Origin of the sequence: Salaquimonas pukyongi (genome assembly GCF_001953055.1) — a bacterium.
In the GTDB taxonomy this organism is placed as follows: Bacteria; Pseudomonadota; Alphaproteobacteria; order Rhizobiales; family Rhizobiaceae; genus Salaquimonas; species Salaquimonas pukyongi.
Genome location: NZ_CP019044.1, coordinates 699,851 through 725,697 on the forward strand (window position 1 = coordinate 699,851; position 25,847 = coordinate 725,697).

Annotated in this window: 25 protein-coding genes; 11 read left to right on the forward strand and 14 right to left on the reverse strand. The window is 58.7% G+C overall.

All coding sequences use genetic code 11. The features are described 5' to 3' along the window. The first annotated feature begins 411 nt into the window (after positions 1 to 411). From BVL55_RS03420 to BVL55_RS03445, 6 genes are all read left to right on the forward strand, one after another. The gene (locus BVL55_RS03420; RefSeq protein WP_075995737.1) at positions 412 to 1,326 is read left to right on the forward strand and encodes a glycine--tRNA ligase subunit alpha; all 915 of its coding nucleotides are present in this window, start codon (positions 412 to 414) and stop codon (positions 1,324 to 1,326) included. Positions 1,327 to 1,446: 120 nt separating this feature from the next. Then, positions 1,447 to 2,016, forward strand: coding sequence for a LemA family protein (locus BVL55_RS03425; RefSeq protein ID WP_075995738.1), 570 nt, complete (start codon positions 1,447 to 1,449; stop codon positions 2,014 to 2,016). Between the two features lie 9 nt (positions 2,017 to 2,025). Next, entirely contained in the window at positions 2,026 to 3,981 is a 1,956-nt protein-coding gene (locus BVL55_RS03430; RefSeq protein WP_075995739.1) for a DUF2207 domain-containing protein, read from the forward strand. A gap of 121 nt (positions 3,982 to 4,102) precedes the next feature. Then, positions 4,103 to 4,984, forward strand: coding sequence for a CDGSH iron-sulfur domain-containing protein (locus tag BVL55_RS16970; protein ID WP_156892400.1), 882 nt, complete (start codon positions 4,103 to 4,105; stop codon positions 4,982 to 4,984). A 232-nt stretch (positions 4,985 to 5,216) separates the two neighbouring features. Beyond that, entirely contained in the window at positions 5,217 to 7,613 is a 2,397-nt protein-coding gene (gene glyS, locus BVL55_RS03440) for a glycine--tRNA ligase subunit beta (RefSeq protein ID WP_075995741.1), read from the forward strand. A gap of 110 nt (positions 7,614 to 7,723) precedes the next feature. After that, positions 7,724 to 8,209 (forward strand): YtoQ family protein, encoded by a 486-nt coding sequence (locus tag BVL55_RS03445; RefSeq protein ID WP_075995742.1) that lies wholly within the window; start codon positions 7,724 to 7,726, stop codon positions 8,207 to 8,209. Positions 8,210 to 8,213: 4 nt separating this feature from the next. Here BVL55_RS03445 and BVL55_RS03450 read toward each other — a convergent pair whose 3' ends face one another. The 3 genes from BVL55_RS03450 to BVL55_RS03460 form a co-directional block, all read right to left on the reverse strand. Then, positions 8,214 to 8,630 carry a hypothetical protein gene (locus BVL55_RS03450; RefSeq protein WP_075995743.1) on the reverse strand — a complete coding sequence of 139 codons (417 nt, stop codon included), beginning with the start codon at positions 8,628 to 8,630 and terminating at the stop codon, positions 8,214 to 8,216. Positions 8,631 to 8,656: 26 nt separating this feature from the next. Continuing rightward, positions 8,657 to 9,952 carry a phosphoribosylamine--glycine ligase gene (purD, locus tag BVL55_RS03455; RefSeq protein ID WP_075995744.1) on the reverse strand — a complete coding sequence of 432 codons (1,296 nt, stop codon included), beginning with the start codon at positions 9,950 to 9,952 and terminating at the stop codon, positions 8,657 to 8,659. Positions 9,953 to 10,051: 99 nt separating this feature from the next. Further along, the gene (locus BVL55_RS03460) at positions 10,052 to 10,726 is read right to left on the reverse strand and encodes an ankyrin repeat domain-containing protein (protein WP_075995745.1); all 675 of its coding nucleotides are present in this window, start codon (positions 10,724 to 10,726) and stop codon (positions 10,052 to 10,054) included. Between the two features lie 134 nt (positions 10,727 to 10,860). Here BVL55_RS03460 and ubiA point away from each other — a divergent pair, with 134 nt between their 5' ends. Then, complete coding sequence (gene ubiA, locus BVL55_RS03465) at positions 10,861 to 11,862, forward strand: 4-hydroxybenzoate octaprenyltransferase (RefSeq protein WP_428977277.1); 1,002 nt, start codon at positions 10,861 to 10,863, stop codon at positions 11,860 to 11,862. A 298-nt stretch (positions 11,863 to 12,160) separates the two neighbouring features. On the opposite strand, the gene BVL55_RS03470 is transcribed toward ubiA, so the two are convergent. The 3 genes from BVL55_RS03470 to BVL55_RS03480 form a co-directional block, all read right to left on the reverse strand. Next, the gene (locus BVL55_RS03470) at positions 12,161 to 12,745 is read right to left on the reverse strand and encodes a DUF6101 family protein (RefSeq protein ID WP_083649347.1); all 585 of its coding nucleotides are present in this window, start codon (positions 12,743 to 12,745) and stop codon (positions 12,161 to 12,163) included. A 233-nt stretch (positions 12,746 to 12,978) separates the two neighbouring features. Then, positions 12,979 to 14,400 (reverse strand): FAD-binding oxidoreductase, encoded by a 1,422-nt coding sequence (locus tag BVL55_RS03475; RefSeq protein ID WP_075995746.1) that lies wholly within the window; start codon positions 14,398 to 14,400, stop codon positions 12,979 to 12,981. Further along, complete coding sequence (locus BVL55_RS03480) at positions 14,400 to 15,377, reverse strand: L-threonylcarbamoyladenylate synthase (protein ID WP_075995747.1); 978 nt, start codon at positions 15,375 to 15,377, stop codon at positions 14,400 to 14,402. Before BVL55_RS03480 ends, BVL55_RS03475 begins: the two co-directional genes overlap by 1 nt. Positions 15,378 to 15,574: 197 nt before the next feature. Between BVL55_RS03480 and BVL55_RS03485 the strand changes: the two genes are divergently transcribed. From BVL55_RS03485 to BVL55_RS03495, 3 genes are read left to right on the forward strand one after another with little or no spacing between them, the layout of a single operon-like run. Next, positions 15,575 to 17,356 (forward strand): acyl-CoA dehydrogenase family protein, encoded by a 1,782-nt coding sequence (locus tag BVL55_RS03485; protein WP_075995748.1) that lies wholly within the window; start codon positions 15,575 to 15,577, stop codon positions 17,354 to 17,356. Between the two features lie 22 nt (positions 17,357 to 17,378). Further along, positions 17,379 to 18,143, forward strand: a complete 765-nt coding sequence (locus tag BVL55_RS03490; RefSeq protein ID WP_075995749.1) for a crotonase/enoyl-CoA hydratase family protein — start codon at positions 17,379 to 17,381, stop codon at positions 18,141 to 18,143. A 1-nt stretch (position 18,144) separates the two neighbouring features. Further along, complete coding sequence (locus BVL55_RS03495; protein ID WP_075995750.1) at positions 18,145 to 18,381, forward strand: hypothetical protein; 237 nt, start codon at positions 18,145 to 18,147, stop codon at positions 18,379 to 18,381. Between the two features lie 166 nt (positions 18,382 to 18,547). Here BVL55_RS03495 and BVL55_RS03500 read toward each other — a convergent pair whose 3' ends face one another. Both BVL55_RS03500 and BVL55_RS03505 read right to left on the reverse strand, forming a co-directional pair. Continuing rightward, positions 18,548 to 19,816 (reverse strand): class I SAM-dependent RNA methyltransferase, encoded by a 1,269-nt coding sequence (locus BVL55_RS03500; protein ID WP_075995751.1) that lies wholly within the window; start codon positions 19,814 to 19,816, stop codon positions 18,548 to 18,550. A gap of 2 nt (positions 19,817 to 19,818) precedes the next feature. Next, entirely contained in the window at positions 19,819 to 20,592 is a 774-nt protein-coding gene (locus BVL55_RS03505) for a TlyA family RNA methyltransferase (protein WP_075995752.1), read from the reverse strand. Between the two features lie 104 nt (positions 20,593 to 20,696). Between BVL55_RS03505 and BVL55_RS03510 the strand changes: the two genes are divergently transcribed. Then, positions 20,697 to 21,866, forward strand: a complete 1,170-nt coding sequence (locus BVL55_RS03510) for a WD40/YVTN/BNR-like repeat-containing protein (protein ID WP_075995753.1) — start codon at positions 20,697 to 20,699, stop codon at positions 21,864 to 21,866. A gap of 142 nt (positions 21,867 to 22,008) precedes the next feature. Here BVL55_RS03510 and BVL55_RS03515 read toward each other — a convergent pair whose 3' ends face one another. The 6 genes from BVL55_RS03515 to BVL55_RS03535 all read right to left on the reverse strand — a co-directional run bounded on the left by BVL55_RS03515 (position 22,009) and on the right by BVL55_RS03535 (position 25,842). Next, the gene (locus BVL55_RS03515) at positions 22,009 to 22,344 is read right to left on the reverse strand and encodes a hypothetical protein (RefSeq protein WP_075995754.1); all 336 of its coding nucleotides are present in this window, start codon (positions 22,342 to 22,344) and stop codon (positions 22,009 to 22,011) included. A gap of 180 nt (positions 22,345 to 22,524) precedes the next feature. Continuing rightward, the gene (locus BVL55_RS16370) at positions 22,525 to 22,662 is read right to left on the reverse strand and encodes a hypothetical protein (RefSeq protein ID WP_156892401.1); all 138 of its coding nucleotides are present in this window, start codon (positions 22,660 to 22,662) and stop codon (positions 22,525 to 22,527) included. Positions 22,663 to 22,666: 4 nt separating this feature from the next. Continuing rightward, positions 22,667 to 23,245, reverse strand: a complete 579-nt coding sequence (locus BVL55_RS03520) for an SCO family protein (protein ID WP_075995755.1) — start codon at positions 23,243 to 23,245, stop codon at positions 22,667 to 22,669. A gap of 262 nt (positions 23,246 to 23,507) precedes the next feature. After that, positions 23,508 to 23,756 (reverse strand): exodeoxyribonuclease VII small subunit, encoded by a 249-nt coding sequence (locus tag BVL55_RS03525; protein WP_075995756.1) that lies wholly within the window; start codon positions 23,754 to 23,756, stop codon positions 23,508 to 23,510. A 68-nt stretch (positions 23,757 to 23,824) separates the two neighbouring features. Continuing rightward, positions 23,825 to 24,751 carry a histone deacetylase family protein gene (locus BVL55_RS03530; protein ID WP_075997859.1) on the reverse strand — a complete coding sequence of 309 codons (927 nt, stop codon included), beginning with the start codon at positions 24,749 to 24,751 and terminating at the stop codon, positions 23,825 to 23,827. 92 nt (positions 24,752 to 24,843) lie between these two features. Next, positions 24,844 to 25,842 carry a hypothetical protein gene (locus BVL55_RS03535; RefSeq protein WP_075995757.1) on the reverse strand — a complete coding sequence of 333 codons (999 nt, stop codon included), beginning with the start codon at positions 25,840 to 25,842 and terminating at the stop codon, positions 24,844 to 24,846. Positions 25,843 to 25,847: the final 5 nt, after the last annotated feature.

A 25,847-nucleotide genomic window follows, 5' to 3' on the forward strand; every position in this document is an offset into this window, starting at 1 on the left:
GCACTCTGACAGTCTTTTCCCGCCTACTTCAGCACGGCACCGGCAGCAAGGCCGTTCCACGCCGCTACGTGTCGTATCTGGAGTCTGAACCCTAGGCTGTATCGACATTTAGGATTTTGCCCCTGGCATCGTTGAAAACCCCTTGTGGTGGGCCACACCACAGCGGATTTTTCGCCTTGCCAGAGACGAAATCCGTCTCGCGCCGCGTCCGAAACCTGAATGTCGATACAGCCTAAAGGCATATCCCGATTTTCTTGACGCCTGCCAGGACAAGTGCTTTACGGTGCGCAACCATGAGAGCCACGAATCTGACGGCTTCCGCCAAGCCGTTTGCGTCCGGCCAGCCAAACCAGGAATAGCGACTTGAATCCTGACCAAGCGACATCCCGATCTGGCGGCGTTCCGCCTCACATGCATCCCACGCGCTCTTTTCAGGGGCTCATTCTCACCCTGCACAGCTACTGGGCCGAATATGGCTGTGCCGTGCTGCAGCCCTACGACATGGAAGTGGGTGCCGGTACGTTTCACCCGGCAACGACACTGCGCTCGCTTGGCCCCCGGCCGTGGAATGCTGCCTATGTGCAACCTTCACGCCGCCCCACCGATGGACGCTACGGGGAAAACCCCAACCGGCTGCAGCACTATTATCAGTATCAGGTGCTGTTAAAGCCTTCCCCGCCTGATCTGCAGGAGCTTTATCTCGGTTCGCTGTATGCCATCGGCATCGATCCCAAACTGCACGACATCCGGTTTGTCGAGGATGACTGGGAAAGCCCGACGCTTGGCGCATGGGGGCTTGGCTGGGAGGTCTGGTGCGATGGCATGGAAGTCTCCCAGTTCACTTATTTCCAGCAGGTCTGCGGCTTCGAATGTTCGCCGGTTTCCGGTGAACTGACCTATGGCCTTGAGCGGCTGGCCATGTATGTACAGGATGTCGACAACGTCTATGACCTGAACTTCAATGGCCGCGAAGGCGACGACAAGGTCACTTATGGCGAAATTTTCCAGCAGACCGAGAGGGAATATTCCCGCTGGAATTTCGATGTCGCCGACACCGAAACCCTGTTGAGGCATTTCGAGGATTCAGAAGCCGAATGCCGCCGCATTCTGGAACAGGAAGAGATGGATCCGAAAACCGGCAGGAAGATCGTCATGGCGCATCCTGCCTATGACCAGTGCATCAAGGCTTCCCACGTTTTCAACCTGCTCGATGCGCGCGGCGTCATTTCGGTGACCGAACGCCAGAGTTACATCCTGCGGGTACGCACCCTGGCCAAGGCCTGTGGCGAAGCATTTCTCAAGACAGAGGCTGGCGGCGCGCCATAGCGGCAACGCCGTGTGCGGGAAGTGACATCTGTCACTTCGGTGACAATTTCCCGGCGCTATGCATAATGCCCGCATCAAGTGGGCGGACGACTGCCTGCGGAATTTCTTCGGAGGTAAGTCATGTCAACCTGGGTCATTCTAGCCATTCTGGTCGCGGTCGGTCTTTATGCCGTTTCCCTTTACAACAAGCTGGTCAAGAGCCGGCAGATGGTGGGCGAGGGCTGGAGCGGCATTGACGTTCAACTAAAGCGCCGCGCCGACCTGATTCCCAATCTGCTGGAAACGGTGAAGGGATACATGAAACATGAGCGCGAGCTGCTGGAGGAAGTCACCAGGTTGCGCGCAAAGGCGGTGGGTGCGTCCAATGCCGCGCCCCATCAGCGTGCCACCATTGAAGGGGCGCTTTCCGGCGCCCTTGGAAGGCTGATGGCGGTTGCCGAAAATTATCCTGATCTCAAGGCCAATGAAAATTTCAAGGAGTTTCAGGACGCCCTGGAAGAGACCGAGAATGAAATTTCGCTTTCCCGCCGGTACTATAACGGTGCGGTGCGCAATCTGAACGTTTCTGTCGAATCCTTCCCCTCGAACCTTGTCGCCAGCCAGTTCGGCTTTCAGCAGGCCGAATATTTCGAGGTTGAGGACGATGCCGACCGCGCCGTTCCCAAAGTGACCTTCGACGACCAGTCCTGATTAACTTCCATGTTGGCGAACAAACGATCCTCAAACGTGCTGCTGGCGGTTTTCGGTTTCGCCGTTGCCATGCTTTCCGTGTTCGCCCAGGCGCACGCCCAGGAACGGATACTGAGCTTTCACAGCGACATCGAAATCCGTGAAGATACCTCCTTTGCCGTCGCCGAAACCATAAAGGTTCGGGTGGAGGGAAATCGGATCAAGCGGGGCATTTACAGGGATTTTCTGCGCGTCTTTGAAGATGCGTCAGGACGGGAGAAACAGGTCGGCTTCAGCGTTCTTTCCGTCACCCGCAATGGCAGCGCCGAACCCTATGCGGTCGAGATCAAGCCGCGCCATGCCCGCATTCTCATTGGCGACAAGGATGTGTTTCTTCCCCACGGCGTACATACCTACAAGATCCGCTATACGACGGACCGCCAGTTGCGCCGTTTCGACAGCCATGACGAGATTTTCTGGAACGTTACCGGAACCGAATGGGCATTTGCCATCGACACGGCGAGCGCAACGATAACCCTGCCGGGCAATGCCATTGCTGAGGATGTTGTCTACTTCACCGGCCGCCACGGCAGCACGCAAAAGGCAGCGCGGGCGACATTGGAACAGGGCGGGCATGTTGTCAGCTTTGAGACAACGCAGCCGCTGCAAAGCCGGGAAGGTCTGACGGTCGGCGTCAAATTCGCCAAGGGACATGTGGCGGCGCCGACAGGCAGCCAGGAGATAAATTGGTTCTGGTCGGACTATGGCGGCGAAGTCATTTCGGTTGCCGGCTTCTTCGCCGTGCTTTCCTATCTTTTGTGGGCCTGGAACCGGATTGGCCGCGATCCGCCACAGGAAGTGGTCATACCGCGCTGGCAACCGCCGAAGGATGTGTCGCCCGCCCTTGCAAACTACATCCACAACCGTGGCCTGCGCGGAAAGGGGTTCGATGCCGTTGCAGCCGCCGCCATCAATCTTGCCGTCAAGGGGGCTTTGGACCTGACCAAGAAGGGCAAGACCATGACAATGCGGGCAATCGGCTCCGCCGCTGGCGGCCCCCTGCCGGTCGGCGAACAGGTTGTGCTGGAAAAGGTTGCCGCCCGCAAAAACGGACTTTCGATCAACAAGGCCAATGGCAAGGCGATCAAATCCCTGGCGGACAGGTTTTCCTCGGCCATGGATGGTGAGCACCGCAACGTGTTTTATCATGCCAATACCGGCTATGTGCTCGGCGGCATTGCCCTGACCATTCTCGTTTTGGTGGCGCTGTTTGTCTTCGGCAATATCGCGGCGGCAAACCTTCTGCCCGTCATGCCGATTGCCGGTGTCGGCATCATGCTGACCTTCATCCTCATCCGCTCTGCACAGTCCATGAAAAGGGGCTTAAGCGGCAAGATCGGCTTTATCTTCACGATATTCTTCGCCGGCTTGTTTCTCGCCAATGCCGGGGTGGTTTTCGGCGACCTGCTGACGGGGCTGTTGGGCCGTCCGCTGCTGATCGGAGCGCTGGCCTCGCTATTGGCCGTCAATGTGCTGTTCTTCTTTCTCATGGGCGCACCCACGCAATTGGGGGCAAAGCGTTCGGCGGAGATCGAAGGCCTGAAGCTCTATCTTTCGGTGGCTGAAGAAGAGCGCTTGAACATGCTCGGTTCCCCGGACATGTCCCCCCAGCATTATGAAACGCTGTTGCCTTATGCCGTTGCGCTGGGTGTGGAAAAACCCTGGTCTCAGGCCTTTCAAAGCTGGCTGGCAACGGCAGTTGCCGCCGGCGCGGCAGCCGCTGCCGGTTATCACGGCCCCAGGTGGTATCACGGTGATGATTTTGACAGCGGATCGATCGGCGAGACCATGGGCAACCTGGCCGATGGCATTTCCAAATCGATGACAGCTTCACTGCCCGCTCCCAAATCGTCCTCCTCCGGATTCTCCGGTGGCGGCGGGTTTTCCGGCGGTGGTGGTGGCGGCGGCGGTGGTGGTGGCTGGTAACGCTGATGGTGCCGGCTCGATGAGTTGTGATCGCTGGGCAAGTGACAGACTGCCGGCTGTGTGCAATTGCTGGAACAGTGTTTTGCATTTGCGGGACAGAATATGACAGGGAGGCATGTTCATGAAGGGTGAAGTGGCGGCCAGGGCGCCGATCCGTATCGAGGTGGAAAAGGGCAAAACCTATTGGTGGTGCGCCTGTGGCCGTTCGTCCAGCCAGCCCTTTTGCGACGGTTCCCACAAGGGCAGCGAGTTTTCGCCGGTTGCATGGGAGGCAAAGGCTGATGACGAACAATGGTTCTGCGCCTGCAAGCAGACGGACAACCGCCCGTTCTGCGACGGTACCCACAATACGCTTGGCGGCGATGTTGGAACACAGGACGAGGCGCCGGTTATCGAACAGCGCGAAAACGGGCCGCTGGTCATCAAGCATCTGTCGAATTTCGTCGATCACGAGGGCAACGAGATCGAAACAAAACCGGTCATGGCACTGTGCCGTTGCGGCCAATCCAAAAACAAGCCGTTCTGTGACGGGTCCCACAAGGAAGCCGGTTTTTCCTCGGCCAATGAAACGGAAAATCCCGCCGGGCGGGTCTTTTCCTACGAAGGCAGCAAGGTCACGGTCTACTTCAACAAACTGCTTTGTTCCCATGCTGCCGAGTGCGGGCGTCATGCGCCGGCTATCTTCAATGTAGAGCAAAAGCCCTGGGTGCAACCGGATGAAGGTTCGGTTGCTTCCGTTGAGGAGGTCATTCATGCTTGCCCGTCCGGGGCGTTGACCTATTCAGAACCCGGCGGCAAAGCCCGGCATCTGGTGGGAGACGAAGTCAGAATCCGCGTTGAACGGCACGGCCCCTATCAGGTGCGCAATGTAAAAATCGACGGCGCGCAATTTGCCGAAAGCGCCACGGAAGAAAAATTTGTCCTCTGCCGCTGCGGCCTGTCTAAAAACAAGCCGTTTTGCGACGGCACCCATCTTGACGAAGAGTGGCGTGACGGCAGTTGATGCGCGGATGATGACCGTCGGCTCATGCGCTGGCATTGTGTAAAGTTAATCGTGACATCGCAGCGCGCTCTTGCTAACGCAGGCGCGACGTCAATTCCTGCCTGCAAAGCACCCAAATGCCAGATCTTCTGCTTGAACTGTTCTCCGATGAAACCTCAGTCCGCCCGCGCCGCCCGCAGGCGCAAGCCAAAGACGCGCATGACGATAAAAAGCATGCGGGGAGGGTGAAGTAATGCCCGATCTTCTGCTCGAATTGTTCAGCGAAGAGGTGCCTGCCCGCATGCAGCGGAAAGCCGCCGGTGATCTGAAAAAGCTGGTCACCGATGCACTGGTCGATGCAGGGCTGACTTATGAGGGGGCGAAGGAATACTGGACACCGCGCCGTCTGGCGCTGGATGTGCGCGGCGTCTCAGCCCGCTCAGCCGATATTCGCGAGGAACGCAAGGGACCGCGCACCGATGCGCCGGAAAAGGCAATTGCCGGTTTTCTGCGTGGTGCCGGACTGGAAAGCATCGATCAGGCCGAGGTCAAATCCGACCCCAGGAAGGGCGATTTTTACGTCGCGGCGATCGAAAAGCCGGGCAGGGATGCACAGGACATCATCGCCGATGCGATGCCCGCCATCATCCGTGACTTTCCCTGGCCGAAATCCATGCGCTGGGGAAAGGCAAGCAGGGAGCCCGGCTCGCTCAAATGGGTGCGCCCGCTGCATTCGATCCTGTGCACCTTTGGGCCGGAAACCGAGGAGCCGGAGGTTATCGACTTCGAGGTTTCGGGCATTGCCGCCGGAAACGAAACCCGCGGCCATCGCTTTCTTTCGCCTGATACCATCACCGTAAAGCGGTTCGAGGACTATGTATCGAAGCTTGAAAAGGCGCATGTCATTCTCGATGCCGAACGGCGCAAGGAAATCATTTTACAGGATGCCAGGAACCTCGCCTTCGCCCAGGGCTATGAACTGGTGGAGGACAATAGCCTGCTGGAAGAAGTCGCCAATCTGGTTGAATGGCCGACCGTTCTGATGGGCGAATTCGACGAGGCGTTTCTCGACATTCCGCCGGAAGTCGTTCAACTGACCATCCGCGAAAACCAGAAGTGTTTCGTGATGAAAACCCCTCATCCCGAGCCCGTCGAAAAAGAGGGGGCGGGTAACGCGGATGATAAGAAAGCCCCGCCCCTTCGACGGGCTCAGGATGAAGCCTCCCTTGCCCCCCGCTTCCTGCTGGTTTCCAACATCATTCCTTCCGACGGTGGCGCGGAGGTGGCGCGCGGCAATGGCAAGGTGGTTGCGGCCAGACTGGCCGATGCGCGTTTCTTCTGGGAGGCCGATCTTCAGAGAACGGCGAAGAAGGACGGGTTTGATGAATGGGTAAAGGCACTCGACAACGTCACCTTCCACGCCAGGCTCGGTTCCCAGGGTTACAGAAAAGAGCGAATAGTGTGCCTCGCAGAGGGTTTAGCCCGGCATTTTGGATATGACGTGCAGAACGCCAAACGCGCAGCCGAACTTTCTAAAGCCGATCTGCAATCGGCGATGGTATTCGAATTTCCCGAAGTGCAGGGCAAGATGGGCCGCCGTTATGCCGAGCGGGCCGGCGAGGATGCCTCCGTCGCCCTGGCAATCGAGGAACACTACAAGCCGCTTGGCCCCACCGATGATGTGCCGACCGATCCGGTTTCGGTGACCGTAGCATTGGCCGACAAAATTGATCTGCTTGTCTGTTTTTGGTGGATGGATGAAAAGCCTACAGGATCAAAAGACCCTTATGCTTTAAGAAGGGCAGCGTTGGGCGTCATCAGATTGATCCTCCACAATGGGCTCAGGATTCCACTGAGGGGAGTGTTCATTGATCACGAGAACTACGTGATGGCTTCCGCCTTCTTTCAAAAAGTCGCTGATAGGGATGAGTTGCTAAAGCAAATCGAAAGCAGAGGATTTCAAGAGAAAGATCTAGATCGAATTCGAGAAGCTTATCCGCTAAATGTACAGTCAACTCCTATTGGTTTTGGAACAGAACACGAGAGCATCAACGACCTCCTCTCCTTCTTCCATGACCGGCTCAAGGTGTTCCTGAAAGACGAGGGCGTGCGCCATGATGTGATCGATGCAGTGCTGGCGGATGGCAACAAAGCCGCCGAAGAGGCGGCCGGCGCGGACGCGCCGCGCCCGCGCAGCGGTGGCGAAGCCACTCGCGTTAGCGCTAACAACGACGACCTGCTGATCGTCACGCTCAAGGCCCGCGCTCTGCAAAAGCTCGTTGAAACCGACGATGGCGAAAACCTGATCCAGGGCTACAAGCGTGCCGCCAACATTCTGGCCGCGGAGGAAAAGAAGGGCACGAAGATCGCTGAAACCGTCAATTCCGAACGGTTCGAGACCGACGAGGAACGCGCCCTGTTGGAGACGCTGGAAGATGTCGAGATGCTCGCAACCAATGCCATCGAAGCGGAGAATTTCGAGGAGGCGATGAGCCGGCTGGCCAGCCTTCGCGCGCCCATCGATGCCTTTTTTGAAACCGTGCACGTCAATGCCGAGGACGAGGCCATCCGCGCCAACCGGCTGGCCCTGCTTGCCCGCATCCGCGCCGCAACGGCTACCGTTGCCGATCTCAGCCGGATCGGCGGGTAAAACCAATGATAGTCACCCTCGGGCTTGTCCCGAGGGCTCAGCTCTGCAAGTTTGCTTGCATTCTGGATCCTCGGCTCAAGGCCGAGGATGACTAAAAACGAGGATCAATCATGAAAACCTGGAACCTCTATCTTTCCGGCGAAATTCACACCAACTGGCGCGAAGAAATCGCTGCCGGTTGCAGGAAGGCCGGCCTGCCGGTTGAAATCACCGCGCCGGTTACCCATCACGAGGCGTCGGATGATTGTGGCGTCGCCATCCTCGGTGCGGAGGACAACAAGTTCTGGCACGACCACAAGGGCGCGCAGATGAACGCCATCAGAACCCGCACCCTGATCGCCGATGCCGATGTGGTCGTCGTGCGTTTCGGTGAGAAATACAAGCAGTGGAATGCAGCCTTCGATGCCGGCTATGCCGCCGCGCTCGGCAAGCCGTTTATCGTCGTTCATCAGGACGAGCATGCCCATGCGCTGAAGGAAGTCGATGCCGCTGCGCTTGCCGTCGCCAAAACGTCGGAGCAGGTGGTTGAAATCCTGCGCTATGTCATCAAGGGTGAACTGGCCGGCTACACAGATGGTGCCAAGGCTGCCGAATAGGGTCTCAGTTGAAGGCAGCCACGGCCAACATCACGATTCCGATCAGGCAGAAGCTGCCGATCCAGTGCAACATGGGCACATAGGAGGGCGGGCCGCCGCTGCGCGCCCAGCCCGGCGCCATGACGTTCAAAAAGAAGATGATTGCCGTCAGCACCACCGCCAGAACGATCTTGGCGTTGAAGGCAAAGCCTTCCACCCAAATTCCGTAGCGCCATACCATCAGCAGCAGGCCGGTGATCCACAACACCGTGATTGCTCCCAACGCCGTCAGACGAAAGAGCTTGCGAAGCATGTTGGTATAGCCGGGGGCGGCAAGGTCGTGCGGGCCTGCCGAAAGCGCCAGATAGATGTTGCCGAGGCTTGCCGCCGCCCCGAAGAGGAGGGCCAGAAGATGCAGCATTTTCAGGATTATGAATATCATCCTTGCCTCCCGTCAAACGCGCCGTGTCAGCCGCCGGCTTTCTCACGCTCAATGGCCCGCCAGCCGATGTCGGAGCGGGTAAAGCCGTTTTCCCAGCGGATTTTCGCAACCCCGTCATAGGCGGCCTTTTGCGCCTCTCCAACGCTGCCACCGAAACCGGTGACATTCAACACCCGCCCGCCGGTGGCAAGCAGTTTGCCGTCTTTGTGTGAGGTGCCGGCATGGAAGACCAGCGCCCCGGCTTTCTCGGCATCTTCGACACCCGCAATCACCGTGTTCTTTTCATAGCTTCCCGGATAACCCCTTGAAGCGATGACAACGGTCAGTGCGGTACGTGTGTCCCATTCAGCTTCCGGCAGTTCCAGCAGGCTGCCCTGTGCAGAGGCCAGCATCAGTTCCACCAGATCGGATTTCAGCCGCGGCATCAGCACCTGGCATTCGGGATCGCCAAAGCGGGTATTGTATTCGATCAGGCTTGGTCCCTCGGCCGTCAGCATGAGCCCGGCATAAAGAACGCCGCGAAAGGGATGTCCCCTGGCGTGCATGCCGGCAAGGGTCGGAACGATGATCTCCGTCATGACCTCATCGATCAGTTCCTGGGTCAGCACAGGTGCGGGAGAATAGGCGCCCATGCCGCCGGTATTGGGACCGGTATCCCCCTCGCCAACGCGTTTGTGGTCTTGCGCGGTGCCGAACAGCATGGCGGTCTGCCCGTCGCAAATGGCAAAAAGACTGGCTTCTTCCCCTTCGAGAAACTCCTCCACGACCACTTCGGCGCCGGCCTCGCCGAATGCGCCTTCAAAACAGGCATCGACCGCCTCGCAGGCTTCCTCGACACTATGTGCGACCACAACGCCCTTGCCCGCGGCAAGGCCGTCCGCCTTGATGACAATGGGTGCGCCCCCAACACTCATTTGCTGGCGTACATGCATTTTGGCCTTCGGGGCGTTGTTGAAACGCGCAAAGGCAGCAGTGGGAATGTCGTACTGCGCACAAAGCTCCTTGGTGAAGGCTTTTGAGCCTTCCAGCTGCGCGGCGGCCTGAGTCGGGCCGAAGGCAGGAATGCCGGCTGCATCAAGCGCATCGACCAGTCCGTTGACAAGCGGTTGTTCCGGCCCGACCACGACGAAATCGATTTCCTTCTCCCGGCAGAAATCAACGACAGCGCCATTGTCCATGATGTCAAGGGAAACGCAGGCCGCAACATCGGCGATGCCGGCATTGCCCGGCGCACAATAGAGCTCGTCGCAATGCAGCGACTGGGTCAGTTTCCAGGCCAGCGCATGCTCGCGGCCGCCAGAACCGATGAGAAGAATGTCCATGACTTGTCCCGGGTTTCGACAGGACAATTTTAGCACTGAAGCTTGCTGCCTTTATATGCCCCGTTATCAACCGGCGGGTTTTATCCACGGTTATGGCGGCTATCGTTCCAAAATTGCGATCATTTCCTCATAGCCGCGTGCCCGTGCCAGATCGATGGGCAAGCGGCCGCTGCCATCTGCAATCATGATGTCGGCGCCTGCATCGACCAGATGGCGCAGGGTTTTAACGTGGTTTTCGCCGCCATCGCCCAGCACGATGGATTCGATCACGGCCGTCCAGCCAAGATTGTTGACATGATCGAGCGGTGCACCAGCCTCGATCAGGATGTGGACCACCTCGTGATGGCCAAGATGGGCCGCCGCGATCAGTGCTGTTCCCACATAACGGCTGGTGATGTTGGTTGCTTTGTTGCCGGCTTCAAGGGCTGCTTTCAGCATGTCGGTATCGTTGGCGACGGCGGCGATGGTTACGGCGTCATAAGCATCGTTTTCCAGCCGGTTCATGTCGGCGCCGGCCTTTGCCAGCGCTGCGATCACGTCCTCATGCGACGCATGAGCCGCAATGTGCACGGCGGTACGGCCATATCCGTCAGCGCGTTCCAACTCGCCCTTTGAAATGGCGGTCTGAAGCGCTTCAAGGTCTCCTTCGTGAGCAGCGTGAAGGATGCCGTCATAGGCGGCAGCCTGCCCGGGTGTGGGTGGAACCTGTGCTGATGATGGCATGGACAGGCCAGCAGCAAGGACGAAGGCAAGCAATAGGGTAACCGGTTTCATGGGGCGCTCCTTTGCGGCCATTGAAGGGCCGCAAATTGTGGCTGGCAACCGGTTGTCGCTGAACACTGTGTCAAAGGAGGCTGACCCTGGAGCATCGATCATCACGCAGATGGCGAATGAACCTGCTTGACCGGATGGTCGGCGGGCGGCAAACAGACGCAATGAACGACACCGACAAAATGGTCGCCGATGCGCTGCGCGGAAGCTGGGTTCACCGACTGCTGCCGCAGTCGTTGTGGCCTTATGCGCAACTGGCCCGCTGGGAGCGCCCGATCGGCTGGAAACTGCTGATGTGGCCATGCTGGTGGGCGGCAACCATGGCCTTTGCCATGCAGGGCATGCCCCACGGTAACCTGCTGGAGAATTTCCGCTATGTTGCCGGCGAAACCATTCTTCCCTTTTATCTTGCCCTGTTCTTTCTTGGTGCGTTCGTCATGCGCGGGGCCGGGTGTACCTATAACGATTTGGTGGACGAAGACATCGATGCAAAGGTCGCGCGCACCCGTTCACGGCCCTTACCTTCTGGTCGGGTAACCAAAAAACAGGCGATTGTTTTTCTGGTACTGCAATTGCTGGCGGGCCTTGTAATCCTGCTTCAGTTCAACTGGACGACCGTGGTAACGGGCCTCATCTCGGTCGTTACCATTCTTGTCTATCCTTTCATGAAACGCATCACCTGGTGGCCCCAGCTTTTCCTCGGTTTTGCCTTCTCCTGGGGGGCGCTGGTCGGCTGGACGGCGATCATGGACGCGATGAACTGGCCAGCCATCATCCTCTACACGGGCTGCATCTGCTGGGTGATCGCCTATGACACGATGTACGCCTGTCAGGACATTGAGGACGATGCGCTGGTCGGCGTCAAATCCACCGCAAGGCTGTTCGCCGAAAACACAAAACTGGCGGTATCGGCCCTTTATGCGGCAGCGTTGGGCCTGTTTGCGCTGGCCTTCTGGCTTACAGCCATGCCTTGGCCGGCATGGCTTGGTCTTGCCGGTGGTGCAACACACATGATCTGGCAGATACGCACGCTCGACATACACGATCCCGCCAACTGTCTTGTTCGTTTCAAATCAAACAGCGGCTTTGGCTGGATCATCTTTGCCGGACTGTTTGTGTCGGCCGTGCTGCATTTTTAGGCCGCTGACAGGTGTATCGCCTCCCCTTGTGGGGAGGCAGGAGAAGCCGGGCAGAAGGCGACGGCTGATCCGGTGTGGGTAATAAACCGGCAATCGGACCGGGGCATGCTGGCTCCCCAGCGGCTCGCGACCCCCACCCAAAATTCCTCCCCACAGCGGGGAGGGACTTTATTGGTCCTACCTTGCCTATGACCATGCGTGCAAAGAGCGAGCCGGTTGCGAGCGATACTAAAAATTGGTCGGGCGGCACGCCGGTTCCCCGGGCATGCCACCCTTTGGCTTCGCCAATTCGAATGGTTCAGTTGCGTGCGATGATCTCCGCAGCGCTCAGCCGTGTAACCTCGCCGACAACGGTCATCTTGCGGCGGCGCAGAAACCAGGGCCGGTGCTTGATGGCGGTGATCCGCTTGCGGCGAGCGATCGGATCTTCAACCATGACGGCGCCAAGTTCGTTCCTGACCGGCTGGGCCATGCCGTCGCTGCCGATCATCAGCATTGGCAGTTTCATCAGACGGCTCCAGGAATGCCAGTCGGCGGCAACGTCGTCGAAATCGCCGGCAACCAGTACCGGAATGCACAATGCCGGGTCGTGATGGTGCAACTCCAGCGTTACCGTGCGGCTGCCGTCTTCATGCTCTGCGCAGCGTGCAGCAACGCCCTTGAAAGAGCGTGCCGGCAGCGCAAAGGAAAGCGGCAGGCCCGATTGCGGCATGTTCATTTTCACCGATACGCCGGTACGGTCCAGCGTGTAGTGAATTTCATTGTGGGAAAATGCGATCCGGTCGGGGATCGCGTAAGGGTCCAGGCGGAAAAAATCCGATTGTTTTTCAGCCCATTGCTTCTCGTTGGCAGCGCATGCTGCAGCGGCGGCCTTGTTGACCATTTTAGCCTCTCTGTCTTCCCTTCAGAGCCCGGTTCTTTGCCGATGCTTCTGTGTCCACGGTGTTGTTGTTTTTGTTTTCCGTGTGTGAGGGAAGTTAGCACAGGCCAATCCCGATTGACTTAAGAGAGACGGTGAATCCTTCCTTACCGCCAGCTGTGGTTATTGAATGATTACAGCAGGTAAGAAAGAAAAAAGGATTCTTTTCAGGAGGTTAAGGAGCACCTCCAGTGGTGCTACAAAACTTTGCCGGGGTTCATGATGCCATTGGGGTCGAGCGCTTGTTTGATGGCGCGCATCATGGCAAGCGCTGCCGGGTCCTTGGTCTTTGCCAGCAATTCGCGCTTCAAGCGCCCGATGCCGTGCTCGGCGGAGATCGAACCATCCATCTCCAGCACCAGTGCGTGAACGGCATCCTGAATGCGCTCACGTTCGCCAAGGAAACGTTTCGCTTCCATCTGCGCCGGCTGGCTCACATTGTAGTGGATGTTGCCATCTCCCATATGGCCGAAGGGAAAGGACCGTGCGCCGGGCAGGATAGCTTCGACGATGGGTGCTGCACGCTCGATGAATTCGGGAATGCGATGCACGGCAACCGAAATGTCGTGCTTGATGGATGCACCGATGTGCTTTTGCGATTCCGGCATGATTTCGCGGATTGCCCAGAAGGAAAGCCGCTGGCTCTCGCTGGCTGAAACCGCCGCGTCGTTGATGGTGCCCGCTTCGAGCGCCGCTGCAAGCAGCGCTTCCAGTTCGCCTTCCGCTTCTTGTTGGGAACGGTTCGAGGAAACTTCCAGAAGCACCTGCCAGTCATGCCGCAAATCGAGCGGGTTTCTGACTTGCGGGTAATGGTCGAAGACGGCATCGACACCGATGCGCGGCATGAACTCGAACGCCGTCAGCGAGCCTCCCGCCCGTTCAAGCGCCATGTTGAGAAGGTCGAGCGCCTGTTGAGGGGTATTAAGGCCGGCCCAGGCCGCTGCCCTGCCTTTCGGTTTGGCATAAAGCTTCACCACGGCGGCGGTAACGACGCCAAGCGTTCCCTCGGCCCCGATGAACAGGTCTTTCAGATCATAGCCGGTATTGTCCTTCTTCAGCTTTTTCAAGCCGTTCCAGATTTCGCCCCGGGCAGTCACCACTTCAAGGCCGAGCACCAGAGCCCGGGTATTGCCATAGGCCAATACGCCCGTCCCCCCGGCATTGGTGGAGATGTTGCCGCCGATCTGGCAGGAGCCTTCCGCCGCAAGGGACAGGGGAAACAGCCGGTCATGGGCATCGGCCATCTCCTGGATTTTCTGCAATATGACGCCCGCCTCCACGGTCATGGTATTGCCGGCCGCATCCACCTCCCGGATGGTATTCATCCGTTCCAGGGAAAGCACGATCTGGCTGCCGCTTTCATCGGGCACGGCGCCGGCAACATGACCCGTATGACCGCCCTGGGGCACGATTGCGGTCTTCGTTTCGTTCGCCAGTTTCAGGATTCCGGCAACTTCCTGCGTGTTGGCCGGTTTGAGAACAAGCGGTGTTTTGCCTACCACGATGTTGCGGTTTTCATGGGTGTAGCGGGTCAGGTCGTCCCCGGCGGTAAGCGTGTTGGCCTCGCCGACAATGTCGGCAAAGCGTGCAAGTATTTGCGGTTCGGGCGGGCGGGCCATTATTCAGAACTTTCCACACATCTGGGTGCAGCCGCCCGGCGCAAACGGTCGTTGATGGCAATGCCCAGATCCTCGTTGGGAATGGGCGACACACAGATTACCTCCGTGCCGCTGGCATCGAGCTGTTTGAGATAAGCATAAAGATTGGCCGCCGCCTCCACCAGATTGCTGGTTTCGCTGAGATTGAGCGCGGCGCACGCATTTGGCGGGGCTGTCCGATTGCCAAATCCAAGCCAGGCAGCCCCCTTCGGGCAGGTCTCGCATTCAAGCCTCACCTGCGCATCAGGCGCGTAATGGCTTTGCAGCATGCCCGGCGCCAGCACCTTTCCGTCTGTATCGGGCAGTTCCACAGCCTGGCCTGCAACCTCCGCAATTTCCTCGGCAGTAATGGCGCCTGGCCGAAGAAGAACGAGCTTGCTGCCATCGATTTTCATGATGGTTGATTCAAGGCCGGTTTCACATGGCCCGGCATCGAGAACCAGCAGGGTTTCATCTGCAAATTCCTCTGCCACATGCTGCGCCGAAGTGGGCGAGATGCGGCCCGACCGGTTGGCGCTGGGGGCTGCCAGCGGCCTGCCGAGGGCCGAGATAACCTGCCTTGCAAAGCCGCGCGGGCATCGAAGCCCGATGCTGTCCAGTCCGGCGGTCACCAGATCATGGATGCCGCAATCGGGCAGAAGCGGCAGGACAAGGGTCAACGGTCCCGGCCAGAACGTGTTGGCCAGCCGCTCGGCAACGGAGCCGAACCGGCCATATTCCTGCGCCATCACCATACCATCCACATGACAGATCAGCGGATTGAAGGAAGGGCGCTGTTTTGCGGCGAATATCTTCGCCACGGCTTCACCATTGGTGGCGTCAGCAGCAAGGCCGTAAACGGTTTCCGTCGGGACTGCCACGATGCCACCTGCCCGCAACCTGCCAATGGCACGGTTGAGGGCATCGCTGCTGTGGTTGGCAAGGATGATTTCCGGCATTTGAATTACCCGTTGAAAGCAGTTCCATATCGGTTTGCAGGCACTTTCGCAAAGAGTGATTTCCAGCTTCTGACAATGCGGCTATTGTCGCGGTTGCTGGTTGCGGAGATTTGCACACCGGCACTCTGGTTAATTGACGTAAACGTCAAAGTCCTGTAGCGCTCCGGAAACCGTCAATTCCTGTAAGGAGGAGTTTTATGTATCGCGCTCCGGTGTCGGAAATCGCATTTGCCCTGAAGATTGTTGCCGGCATGAAAGAGGCAATGGATGCGGGCACATTTCCCGCGCTTTCAGAAGATCTGGTTGATGCCGTGCTGGAAGAAGCCGGCAAGTTTGCCAGCGACCGCATTGCACCGCTCAACAGCACGGGTGATGAAACCGGATCGCAAATAAGGGACGCCGTCGTCACGACGCCCGAAGGCTGGAAGGAGACCTACAAGGCCTGGTCTGAATCCGGCTGGAATGCCATTGCTGCGCCCGAAGCCTATGGCGGCCAGGAACTGGGTTCCATGATGGCGCTGGCGGCTTCGGAAATGTGGAATTCGGCCTCCATGGCCTGGGCGCTTTGCCCGCTCCTGACTGTTGGTGCCATCGAGGCGCTGGACAAGCATGGTTCGGAAGAATTGAAGGACCGGTTTTTGGCCAGGATCGTCTCGGGCGAATGGACCGGGACCATGAACCTGACCGAACCCCAGGCCGGTACCGATCTGGCAGCCCTCAAAACCCGGGCCGAACCCCGGGAGGACGGCACCTACCGCATTTTCGGCCAGAAGATTTTCATCACCTATGGCGAACACGACATGACGGACAATATCTGTCATCTGGTGCTTGCCCGCCTGCCGGATGCCCCGGCGGGAACAAGAGGCATCTCCCTGTTTCTGGTGCCCAAGTTCATGGTTGGGGACGATGGCACTCTTGGCGAGCGCAACGATGTGTTTTGCCAGTCGATTGAACACAAGCTCGGCATTCATGCTTCCCCCACCTGCGTGATGATTTATGGCGACGGCTTTGAGCACTCAGGCGTTGGAACGGGCGCCATCGGCTATCTGATCGGTGAGGAAAACCGCGGCCTCAACTGCATGTTCACAATGATGAACAATGCCCGGCTTAACGTTGGCATTCAGGGCGTTGCCATTGCCGAGGCAGCCTATCAGCACGCCCTTGCCTATGCCCATGAGCGCAAACAGGGCAAGGCGCCGGGTTATGCCGGTGACGGCATGAGCCCGATCGTTGAGCACCCGGACGTCATGCGCAACCTGCTGACCATGAAATCGATGATCAGGGCAGCCCGGGGCATCTGCTATTCCTGCGCCCATGCTCTCGACATGGCAAAGGCGGCGCAAGGCGATGAGAAGAAGCACTGGACAGAGCGTGCCAACCTTCTCACCCCCATTGCCAAGGCGTTTTCCACCGATATCGGCTGCGAGGTTGCCTCGATCGGTGTGCAGGTTCACGGCGGCATGGGCTTCATCGAGGAAACGGGCGCAGCCCAGTTCTTGCGCGATGCCCGCATCAACCCGATTTACGAGGGCACAAACGGCGTGCAGGCGATTGATCTGGTAACCCGCAAACTGCCGCTGTCCGATGGCGAGGCGGTATTCGGCTATATCGAAGAACTGCGCGGGATTGCCGAAAGCGTTCGCGGTGCCAATCATCCTGAATTCGGCGAAACCGCAGACAGGCTGAATGCTGCGCTGGACGATGTTGAAGACGCCACGAAGTGGATGCTGTCAGCGCTCAAGGATGGCAAGGTCTCCGAAGCGCTGGCCGGCGCGACGCCCTATCTGCGGCTGTTCGGCCTTGCCGCTGGTGGTGCCTACCTGGCCAAGGCAGGACTTTCAGGCCCCAGGGAGGAACATGCGGTCATGGCCCGTTTCTTCGCCGATAACTTTCTTGGAGAGACAGCAGGCTTGAAGGTCACGGCAACCGAAGGCGCGCAAAGCCTGCTTAGCGCCCGCCGGCTGCTTGAAACCGGCTGAGTGGAAAACGGGAGGCAATATCATGTCCGATGCCATAGAAGTCACGGTTGAAAGTGGCGTTCAGGCCATCCGCCTCAACCGGCCGGAAAAGAAGAATGCCATCACATCGGCCATGTATGCAGCCATGGCGGACGCCATCAAGACCGGCTGGTCGGATGACGGCGTCAAGGCGACGTTGTTTCTGGGCACGCCAGGAGCCTTTTCTTCCGGCAACGACATCGCAGACTTCATGCAGGTGGCAATGAGCGGCGAACGCGGTTCCATGGCTGTGTTCGATTTTCTTGAGGCCATCATCATGAGCAAAAAACCGCTGGTCGCCGGGGTGGACGGGCTGGCCATCGGGGTTGGCGTTACCATGCTGATGCATTGCGATCACGTACTTGCCTCAGACCGCAGCCGGTTCAAAACGCCATTTGTCGATCTCGGGCTCGTGCCGGAAGCAGGCTCCAGCCTGCTGGCGCCGAAACTCATGGGCCATCACAAGGCCTTCGAATTGCTCGCCATGGGCGAGGAATGGACAGCTGCCGATGCAAGAGAGGCCGGGTTCGTCAATCGCGTCACCAGCGAAGATGTGCTGGAGGCTGAAGCGGTGGCGGTTGCATGGGAAATTGCCGCAAAACCCCCCGAAGCCATGAAGCTTTCCCGTGACCTCATTCGCGGCGACCGCTCGGACATTCTTGCCCGCATGCGCGAAGAGGCGGAAATCTTCGGCGAGCGGCTGAAATCCGGCGAAGCCAAATCCGCATTCATGGCGTTCATGGCAAAAGGCCAGAAGAAGGCAGGTTAACATGCGTGCTTCAAAAAACGACAGCTTCGAGAAGTTCTACTACGACAAGGTCGGTTTGGGAGAAGGTTGTGGCTGCGCCGAACGCATCATCGACGTGCATGAATTCAACCGGCTGGCTGGCGGCTCGGGGGCCGGGCAGCTGGCCAAAAGAGCATCGACAGCTGCCAAAACACCATCTGCAAGCCCTTTAAGGAAGCGGTTTGGCAAAGTGGTCGAATTCCTGACCCGGCGGGATTAGAGCGTGGCTTGGTTGGATGGAATCGTTTGAACGCCGGTAACCGGTCTTCGGGCAGCGCCGGAAAATACTGACAGTGCCTGCCCTGCGCCGCATTTTCCTCCTTGCCGAAGACCAAACTCCCGGCGCTCAAACGATTCCATTTAAGCCGGACACGGCTCTAGAGCCTTTACCGCTCCAGCAGCGCTACTGCTTCCATATGGGGCGTATGGGCAAACTGGTCGATGGGCGTAATCGATTTTAGCCGGTAGCGGCCATCACAAAGAATGCGCAGATCCCTCGCCAATGTCTGCGGATTGCAGGAAACCGCCGCGATCTTTTTGACAGCCGAGTTTGCCAGTGCACGGCATTGGGCTTCTGCCCCTGCCCGGGGCGGGTCGAACACAACCCCGTCGAATTGTTTGAGTTCTGCCACCATGAAGGGACGCCGGAACAGGTCGCGCCGCTCATGGTTGACGGTCTTCAGCCTGCCGCCCGTTTCCCGCCAGGCACGGTCGAGCGCGTCAAGGGATGCCTGATCGCTCTCGGCGGCATGAACCAGTGAATTCTGCGCAAGCCTGAGGGCAAAGGCGCCAAAGCCGCAAAACAGGTCCGCCACCTTCTTGCAGCCGGAAAGGTGCTGGCAGACAAGGCTGGCCATGTCCTCTTCGGCAGCCTCTACCGCTTGGGAAAAGCCGCCCGGCGGGGGCGTTGCCAGGGCAAGCCCTGCCTTCAGCACCGGCCGCTGGCGTTCATACACGGTCTCGCCATTCAAGGAGATTCGCGGAAAATGCCGAGCTGTCTCATCGCGCGGGACCTCCCGGATCAGCCGGTCCGATGCCTTTCCGCCAAAGGAAATTGCGCAATCCACGCCATTTTCGGCGGCCAGCAAAATGATGCGGACGGTTCCCTTGCGCCCGATGCCATGACGGCCAAGCACATGCAACAGGTTTCGCACCGCCGGCAATGTTGCTTCAAGCTCTGCCCGCAGGACGGGGCAGGCCGAGATATCGATGATATTGTGGGAGCGCCGGCCCGAATAACCAAGCAGCCACTGGCTGCCGCTTTGTTGTGCGGTCAGCACGCACCGCCTGCGGCTTGCCTGGGGATAATGGCGGATCGGTTGCAGTGGCGTGGGTATTCCTTCCCGTTCAAGCGCGGCAGCAAGCAGGCTTGTTTTCCATTCAAGATAGGCTGGCTGCGCCATGTGCTGAAGCTGGCAACCGCCGCACCGGGTGAAATGTTCGCAGAACGGTTCCGCCCGGTCGCAGGATGCCGAAACGATTTCCACCGGCTGTTCGCCTGGGTTCCCGGCGGATATGCGGACCGTTTCACCGGGCAGGGTGAAGGGAATATAGGCCGTGTCTGGTGAGGTTGCAGCATCCGGTGACACCAGCCTGCCGATCCCGTCGCCGCGATGGCCAAGCATCTCGATGCGGAAGAGTTGTGTTTCGCCCATGGTCAGCGCTTTTCTGCGAACAGCAGAAACTCCCGGTTGCCGTCCCCGCCGGTTATCGGCGAAGCGATGAGGTCGATTGCCCGCCAGTCCGGTTGCTGGCCGAGCCAGTCGAAGATCTTCCCTGCTGCCGCCTTTGCGGTTTCTTCATCCTTGACAATGCCCCCTTTGCCCAGGTTTTCCCGGCCAACCTCAAATTGCGGCTTGACCAGAAAAATACCCCCAGCGCCGGTGGAAGCCAGGGCAAGGGCGGGCGGCAAAGCCAGTTTCAGCGAGATGAAGCTGACATCGCAGACGATGAATTCAGGAGCCGCTCCCTCAAGATGGTCCATCGTCAGATCACGTGCATTGAGATTCTCGATCAGCCGGATTTCTGGGTTTCCGGCGAGGGAGGAATGAAACTGGCCGCTGCCAACGTCAACGGCAAAAACCTTTTTTGCACCTGCCTCGACAAGCACCTGGCTAAAACCGCCGGTCGAAGCCCCGATATCGAGGGCGACCTTGCCGGCCGGGTCAAAGGCCGGGTTATCCTTTTGAAAGCAAAGCGCGCCGGCAAGTTTCAAGGCCGCCCTTGAAACATAGCGCGATGCTTCATCCTCGATATCGAGTTTGGCATCGGGCGGCAGCGTCAGCCCCGCCTTGTCGAGAATCTTGCCTTCATGCTGCACACTGCCGCGCCGGATCGCATCGCGCGCCCGCGAGCGGCTTTCATAGCCATATCGCGCGACCAATAGCTGGTCGAGGCGGATACCGGTTTTGGTGGCGTCGGGCTTGGTCATAGGCAGCTTTTGCGGCCGCAAGGCCGGAAAGACAAGCCTTTGCAGGACATCATGCAACTTGCGAAATTGTGGTATCCTGTTGTCGGTCGAGGGAGGAACGGCTGATGACAACAGGTAGCGTTACGGTTTTGGTCGGCACCACAAAGGGTGCTTTTCTGCTTTCGGGAGGCGATGGCCGGCAAGGCTGGGCCGTCAGGGGGCCGTTCTGCGGAGGATGGCCGATCAATCATGTGATTGGCGATGCGTCCACGGGCACGCTCTGGGCTGGCGGCGGTGGCGAATGGCATGGCGCGGGGGTTTGGTGCTCGAAGGATGACGGCGAAACCTGGCACCTGACGAAACTTACCAAAGGCAGCATGGACGAATGGGCTGCCAATGACCCCGACTTTGCAGCGATGATCGATTGGAAAGACGAACCCGTGCCGTTCGGGGATGACTTTTCCCAGATATGGTCGCTGGGCCATGCCCATGGCACGCTTTATGCCGGCACCAAGCCTGCAAACCTTCTCAAAAGCACCGACGCCGGAAAAACCTGGGAACATGTCAGGAGCCTGAACGAGCACCCATCAGCTGAGAGTTGGACCCCCGGTGCTGCGGGGCTGGTGCTCCACACCATCGTTTGCGACCCGAAAAAGCCGGAAAAAATGTGGATCGGCATTTCGGCTGCAGGTGTCTTTGCCACCGAGGACGGCGGAAAAAGCTGGGAGCGGCGCAACCGCCTGTCAAATGCTGAAGCCTGTGAAGGTCATGATCATCCTGCTGCACCGCGCGATGGCGAGATCGGTCACTGTGTCCACAACATGATGCTGGCTCCCGCCTCCGGGGATTTGCTGTATCAGCAAAACCATCATGGCGTCTGGCGCTCTGCCGATGGTGGCCGCAGTTGGGATGATATCACACAAGGGCTGCCTTCGACCTTCGGCTTTCCCGTCTGTGTGCATCCCCGCGATCCCGACACCCTGTGGACCCTGCCGCTCAATGGAGACAGCACCGGCCGGTATCCGCCTGATGGGGCGGCGGCGGTATGGCGCTCAAGGGATGGCGGGAAAACCTGGCAGGACATGCGCGTCGGTCTGCCTCAGGAGGCCTGTTTCTTCACCGTGCTTCGCCAGGCCATGGCGCGTGATCAACGCGGCCCCGCCGGTGTCTATTTCGGCACCAACAGCGGGTCGGTCTTTGCAAGCCTGGATGAAGGGGAAAGCTGGCAGGAAATTGCCCGCCATCTGCCTACAATCCTGTCGGTTGAAGTGCTGGACCGGCAAGGCACGGCTTAGGCTGTATCGACGTTCAGGTTTTGGGCGCGGTGCGAGGCGGATTTTGCCCCTGGCATCGTTGAAAACCCCTTGTGGCGGGGCCTTACCACCTCGCGAGGATTTCGGCGAAGCCAGAACGCAAAAGACACCACAGCCGGGCTGATCAAACCAGCGGCTGCGCTCCGGCAGCAACGCCAGTGCCGGGGATTGTCTCCTGGATCACCGGAAAGCCGAGCCGGCTGGACTGGTCGCTTTCAAGCGCAGCGCCATCGATGATGTAGCCGCTGTTCAGGCCCTCCACCGAACCGCGCAGATCGCCGATTTTTTCAGCCGCTTTGCGGATCATCGCCGCTTCGAGCTTCTTGTCGTATTTGCCGGGTTTGGCATCGCCATAATACTGGATGCTGGACGTTTTTTGCGTTGCGCCGGCAACGGAGGGAACGGCAAACATCAGACTGGCCAATGCTGTAGCGATGGCTGTATGGAATTTGGCTTTCATGGCTTTGCTTCCCTGTTGTCATCCGGTTTTTCCGGATTTGTCTCTGCGTCCGTCTGTCGCGAACCGTTGAAAGATAGCAGGGACAGCTTAGAAAACGGCAAAGGGGCAGGGTAAAGAAGCTGCGTTCAAAGCTGGTTTCGCAAAGGTTAAGACCTGTGCCCGGCTGGCGCAGCAGATCGCTCAAAGGCACCAGGCAAGCAGGCTTTCGGTCATGGCGATGAAGACCGAAGCGCCATGAACATGCCAAAGCCATGCCGTGATTCCCAACAACAGCCCGGCTGCTATGGCCGAGGCAGTAAACAGGACAGGGCGGGTCATTAACTCAGCCTGCCAGCAGGCGGCGCAGCTTGTCGAGGGCTGTATCGGGATTTTCGCTGAAGGCAATCGTTCCCATGAAGGTACCGTCCGGCTTCATCAGATAGACGCTGGCGGTGTGGTCCATGGTGTAGCCGCCATCGTCAAGGTCCACCTTGCGGTAATAGACGTGGAACCCCTTGGCGGCCTTGTCCATCTCTTCAAGCGAGCCGGTCAGCCCCGTTACCCGGTCGCTGAACGGGCTGAGATAGTTTGCCAGCACTTGCGGCGTGTCGCGCTCGGGATCGACGGTGATGAAGTAAATCCTGATGTCCTTCGCCTCCTCGCCCAGCATATCCATCCAGCTGGTGGCTTCGGCCAGGGTCGTCGGGCAGATCTCGGGGCAGTGGGTAAAACCGAAGAAAACCAGATGCGGGCTGCCGCGCATGTCTTCCAGCGTAAACGGCTTGCCATCGGCGGTCTGTAATTCAAACGGGGCACCAAGGCCGATGCCGGTGTTTTCGTCATCGGTTCCAAGCGCCACGAATACGGCAGCCGCAGCAAACAGCGCAACCATGCCCCAAAGCAGATATCGAAGGTTCTTCATTTTAGAGCGTGTCTTGATTAGCTGGAAGCAGTTTGAATGGATGGATTTTTCGCCTCTGGCAAGGAGAATACCGCTGCAGGATGTTTATCCATCCTGCGAGGATTTCGACGAAGCCAGCGCGCAAAAGACACCACAGCCGATGCAATACCATGTTGAACACCCTTTTGTTCTGCAATCGCCTGAACCTGGTTCCTGCGCCTTGCCGAAGACCCGGTTACCGGCGTTCAAACGATTCCATCCAACCAGGACACGCTCTTGCTGCTTATTCCGGGTCGAGCGGTTCTGTGCCCGCCGGCTTGCCATCGGAGCCGACCCGGATTTTCTCGACCTTCTTTTCGGCAGCAGCAAGCAGTTTCTGGCAGTGGGCGCGCAAGGCTTCACCACGCTCATAGCGGGCGATCGACTGATCAAGCGGCACGTCTCCGCCCTCCAGGCTGGAAACAATCTTTTCCAGTTCTTCCAGTGCCTCTTCAAAGGCCATTTCGCCGATGGGCTTTTGTTCTTCTGCCATTCAACTATCCATTGCGCCGACTATTGATTGCGCCAAATATTGACAACGCCTGCCCGCACCGAGCGGCCTCAGCCCCTCATGAGGCGGTTTACATGGGCGCCGGCGGATTCGGCAAGCCCCTGAAGATCGTATCCACCTTCGAGCAGGCTTACCAGCCGGTTTTGTGCATGTTTCTGTGCCAGATCCATCAATTTGCCGGTTGCCCAGTCGAAATCGTCCGCGGTCAGTTCCAGACCGGCAAGCGGATCACGATAATGGGCGTCAAACCCGGCGGAAATCAGGACGAAATCCGGCCTGAAGCCGTCGATTGCCGGCAGCACCCTTTCGCGAAACGCCGCCTTGAATGCTTCGCTCCCGTCACCATCGCGCAAGGGCGCATTGAATATGTTGCCGGCACCGGTTTCGTTGAGCGCGCCGGTGCCCGGATAAAGTGGCATTTGATGGGTGGAGGCAAACAGCACGCTGCCATCTTCATAGAAGATGTCCTGCGTCCCGTTTCCGTGATGAACGTCGAAATCGACGATCGCCACCCGCTCTGCACCATGTTTTTCCTGTGCGTACCGGGCGGCGACAGCAACCGTATTGACGAGGCAAAACCCCATAGCGGTGGTCTTTTCGGCATGATGACCGGGCGGGCGCACCGCGCAGAAGACATTGTCGGCCCGTTCCTCGAACACATCGTCAACCCCTGCCAGGGCACCGCCGACAGCCCGCAAGACCGCTTCCCAGCTTTTGGGCGAGGCAGAGGTGTCCGCATCAATCTGCGCCAGGCCTGTTTCGGGGATGAGCGAGCGAATGCGTTCCAGATAGTTTGACGGATGCGCCAGTTCGAAAACTGCCGGATCGGCCTGCGGCGCTTCCTTGCGCTCAAGTGCATCGAAAATGTTCGCTTGAAGAACCTTTTCAACGGCCCGCAAACGGTCTGGCCGCTCCGGATGGCCCGGCATGTTGACGTGCTCCAGGCAGACGGGATGAGAATAGACAAATGTGGTCAAGGTGAAATCCGCGGTTGGAACGCCATCACGGCAGCAATGAATGGCAGTGTCAAGCACCGGCTGTGGACCCCGCTTTCAAGCTCTGGCCGGCGCTATTGATGAATGAGGTGGACCGAGCCGTCTTCCAGCCCGACGACAAACCCTTTCGGGTTGTTCGTTTCGATGCCGATTGCCTTGTCGATGGGGGAGGGAAGGTCAATGCGGGCAAGTTCCTTCAACCCGCCATTGCTGTCGTTCTGATGGCCTGTGATTACAGCACCGGAGGTACCATTGGAGGATACGCGCGAAACTTTCGCGGTCAGGCCAACAATGCGCAGCGACTTGCGGTCCGCCGAAGGCAGGGCAAGTTCAGCTCTGCCATCATTGTCCACGTCGGCAGCAGCTGAAAGCCGCAACTCCCGCGATCCGGAAACATGATTTGAAAAATCCTTGCCGGCACCAAGCTGGATCAGCTTTCCCCGGCTGTAGCGCAGGAAGAAAAGATCACCGCCGATATGCGGTGTCTGGACGAAGGCGATTTCCTTGCCCGTTATACCGAGAAAGGGCGCAATGCCGGCAATATTGAGCCAGCGGTTCTTGCGGCCGTAGAAACCGGTTGCGGCCTTTTCCACAATTGCCCCGCCCAAAAGGCCGTAGACCGTCACCGAAGCTCCCTTGGTGAGCGAGGAGCGAATGGTGATGATTTCCACCTTTCCATCACCATCAAGATCGGCAAGGCGGGGGTAACGATCCTCGAAAACCTCAAGGCGCGGCAGCACCAGGTTCAACCGTTTGCCGGCCTGCGTTTGAACATGAAGCGAGCCGGCTTCAATCCCATCGCCAAGCACACCATGGCCATAGCGCTGGGTGGGACTGCCATACCAGGCCTTTGCGATATCGCCGCCCTTGTGGGTGGTGACAAGACCGTCCGGAAGGCCATTGGCGGCATCGTCGCGGTTTTCCTCGACGATTTCCTTTGGCCAGTCCGAGGCCTTGAGCTCTTTGGTCTGCCAGGTTCTCTGGGCGCCGGCTGCTGCCGTCAGCATCAAGAAGATGGCAGCGCCTTCCAGCACCGTTTGAACGCATCTCTTGATCGGATTATCCCGTCCCATGGCAA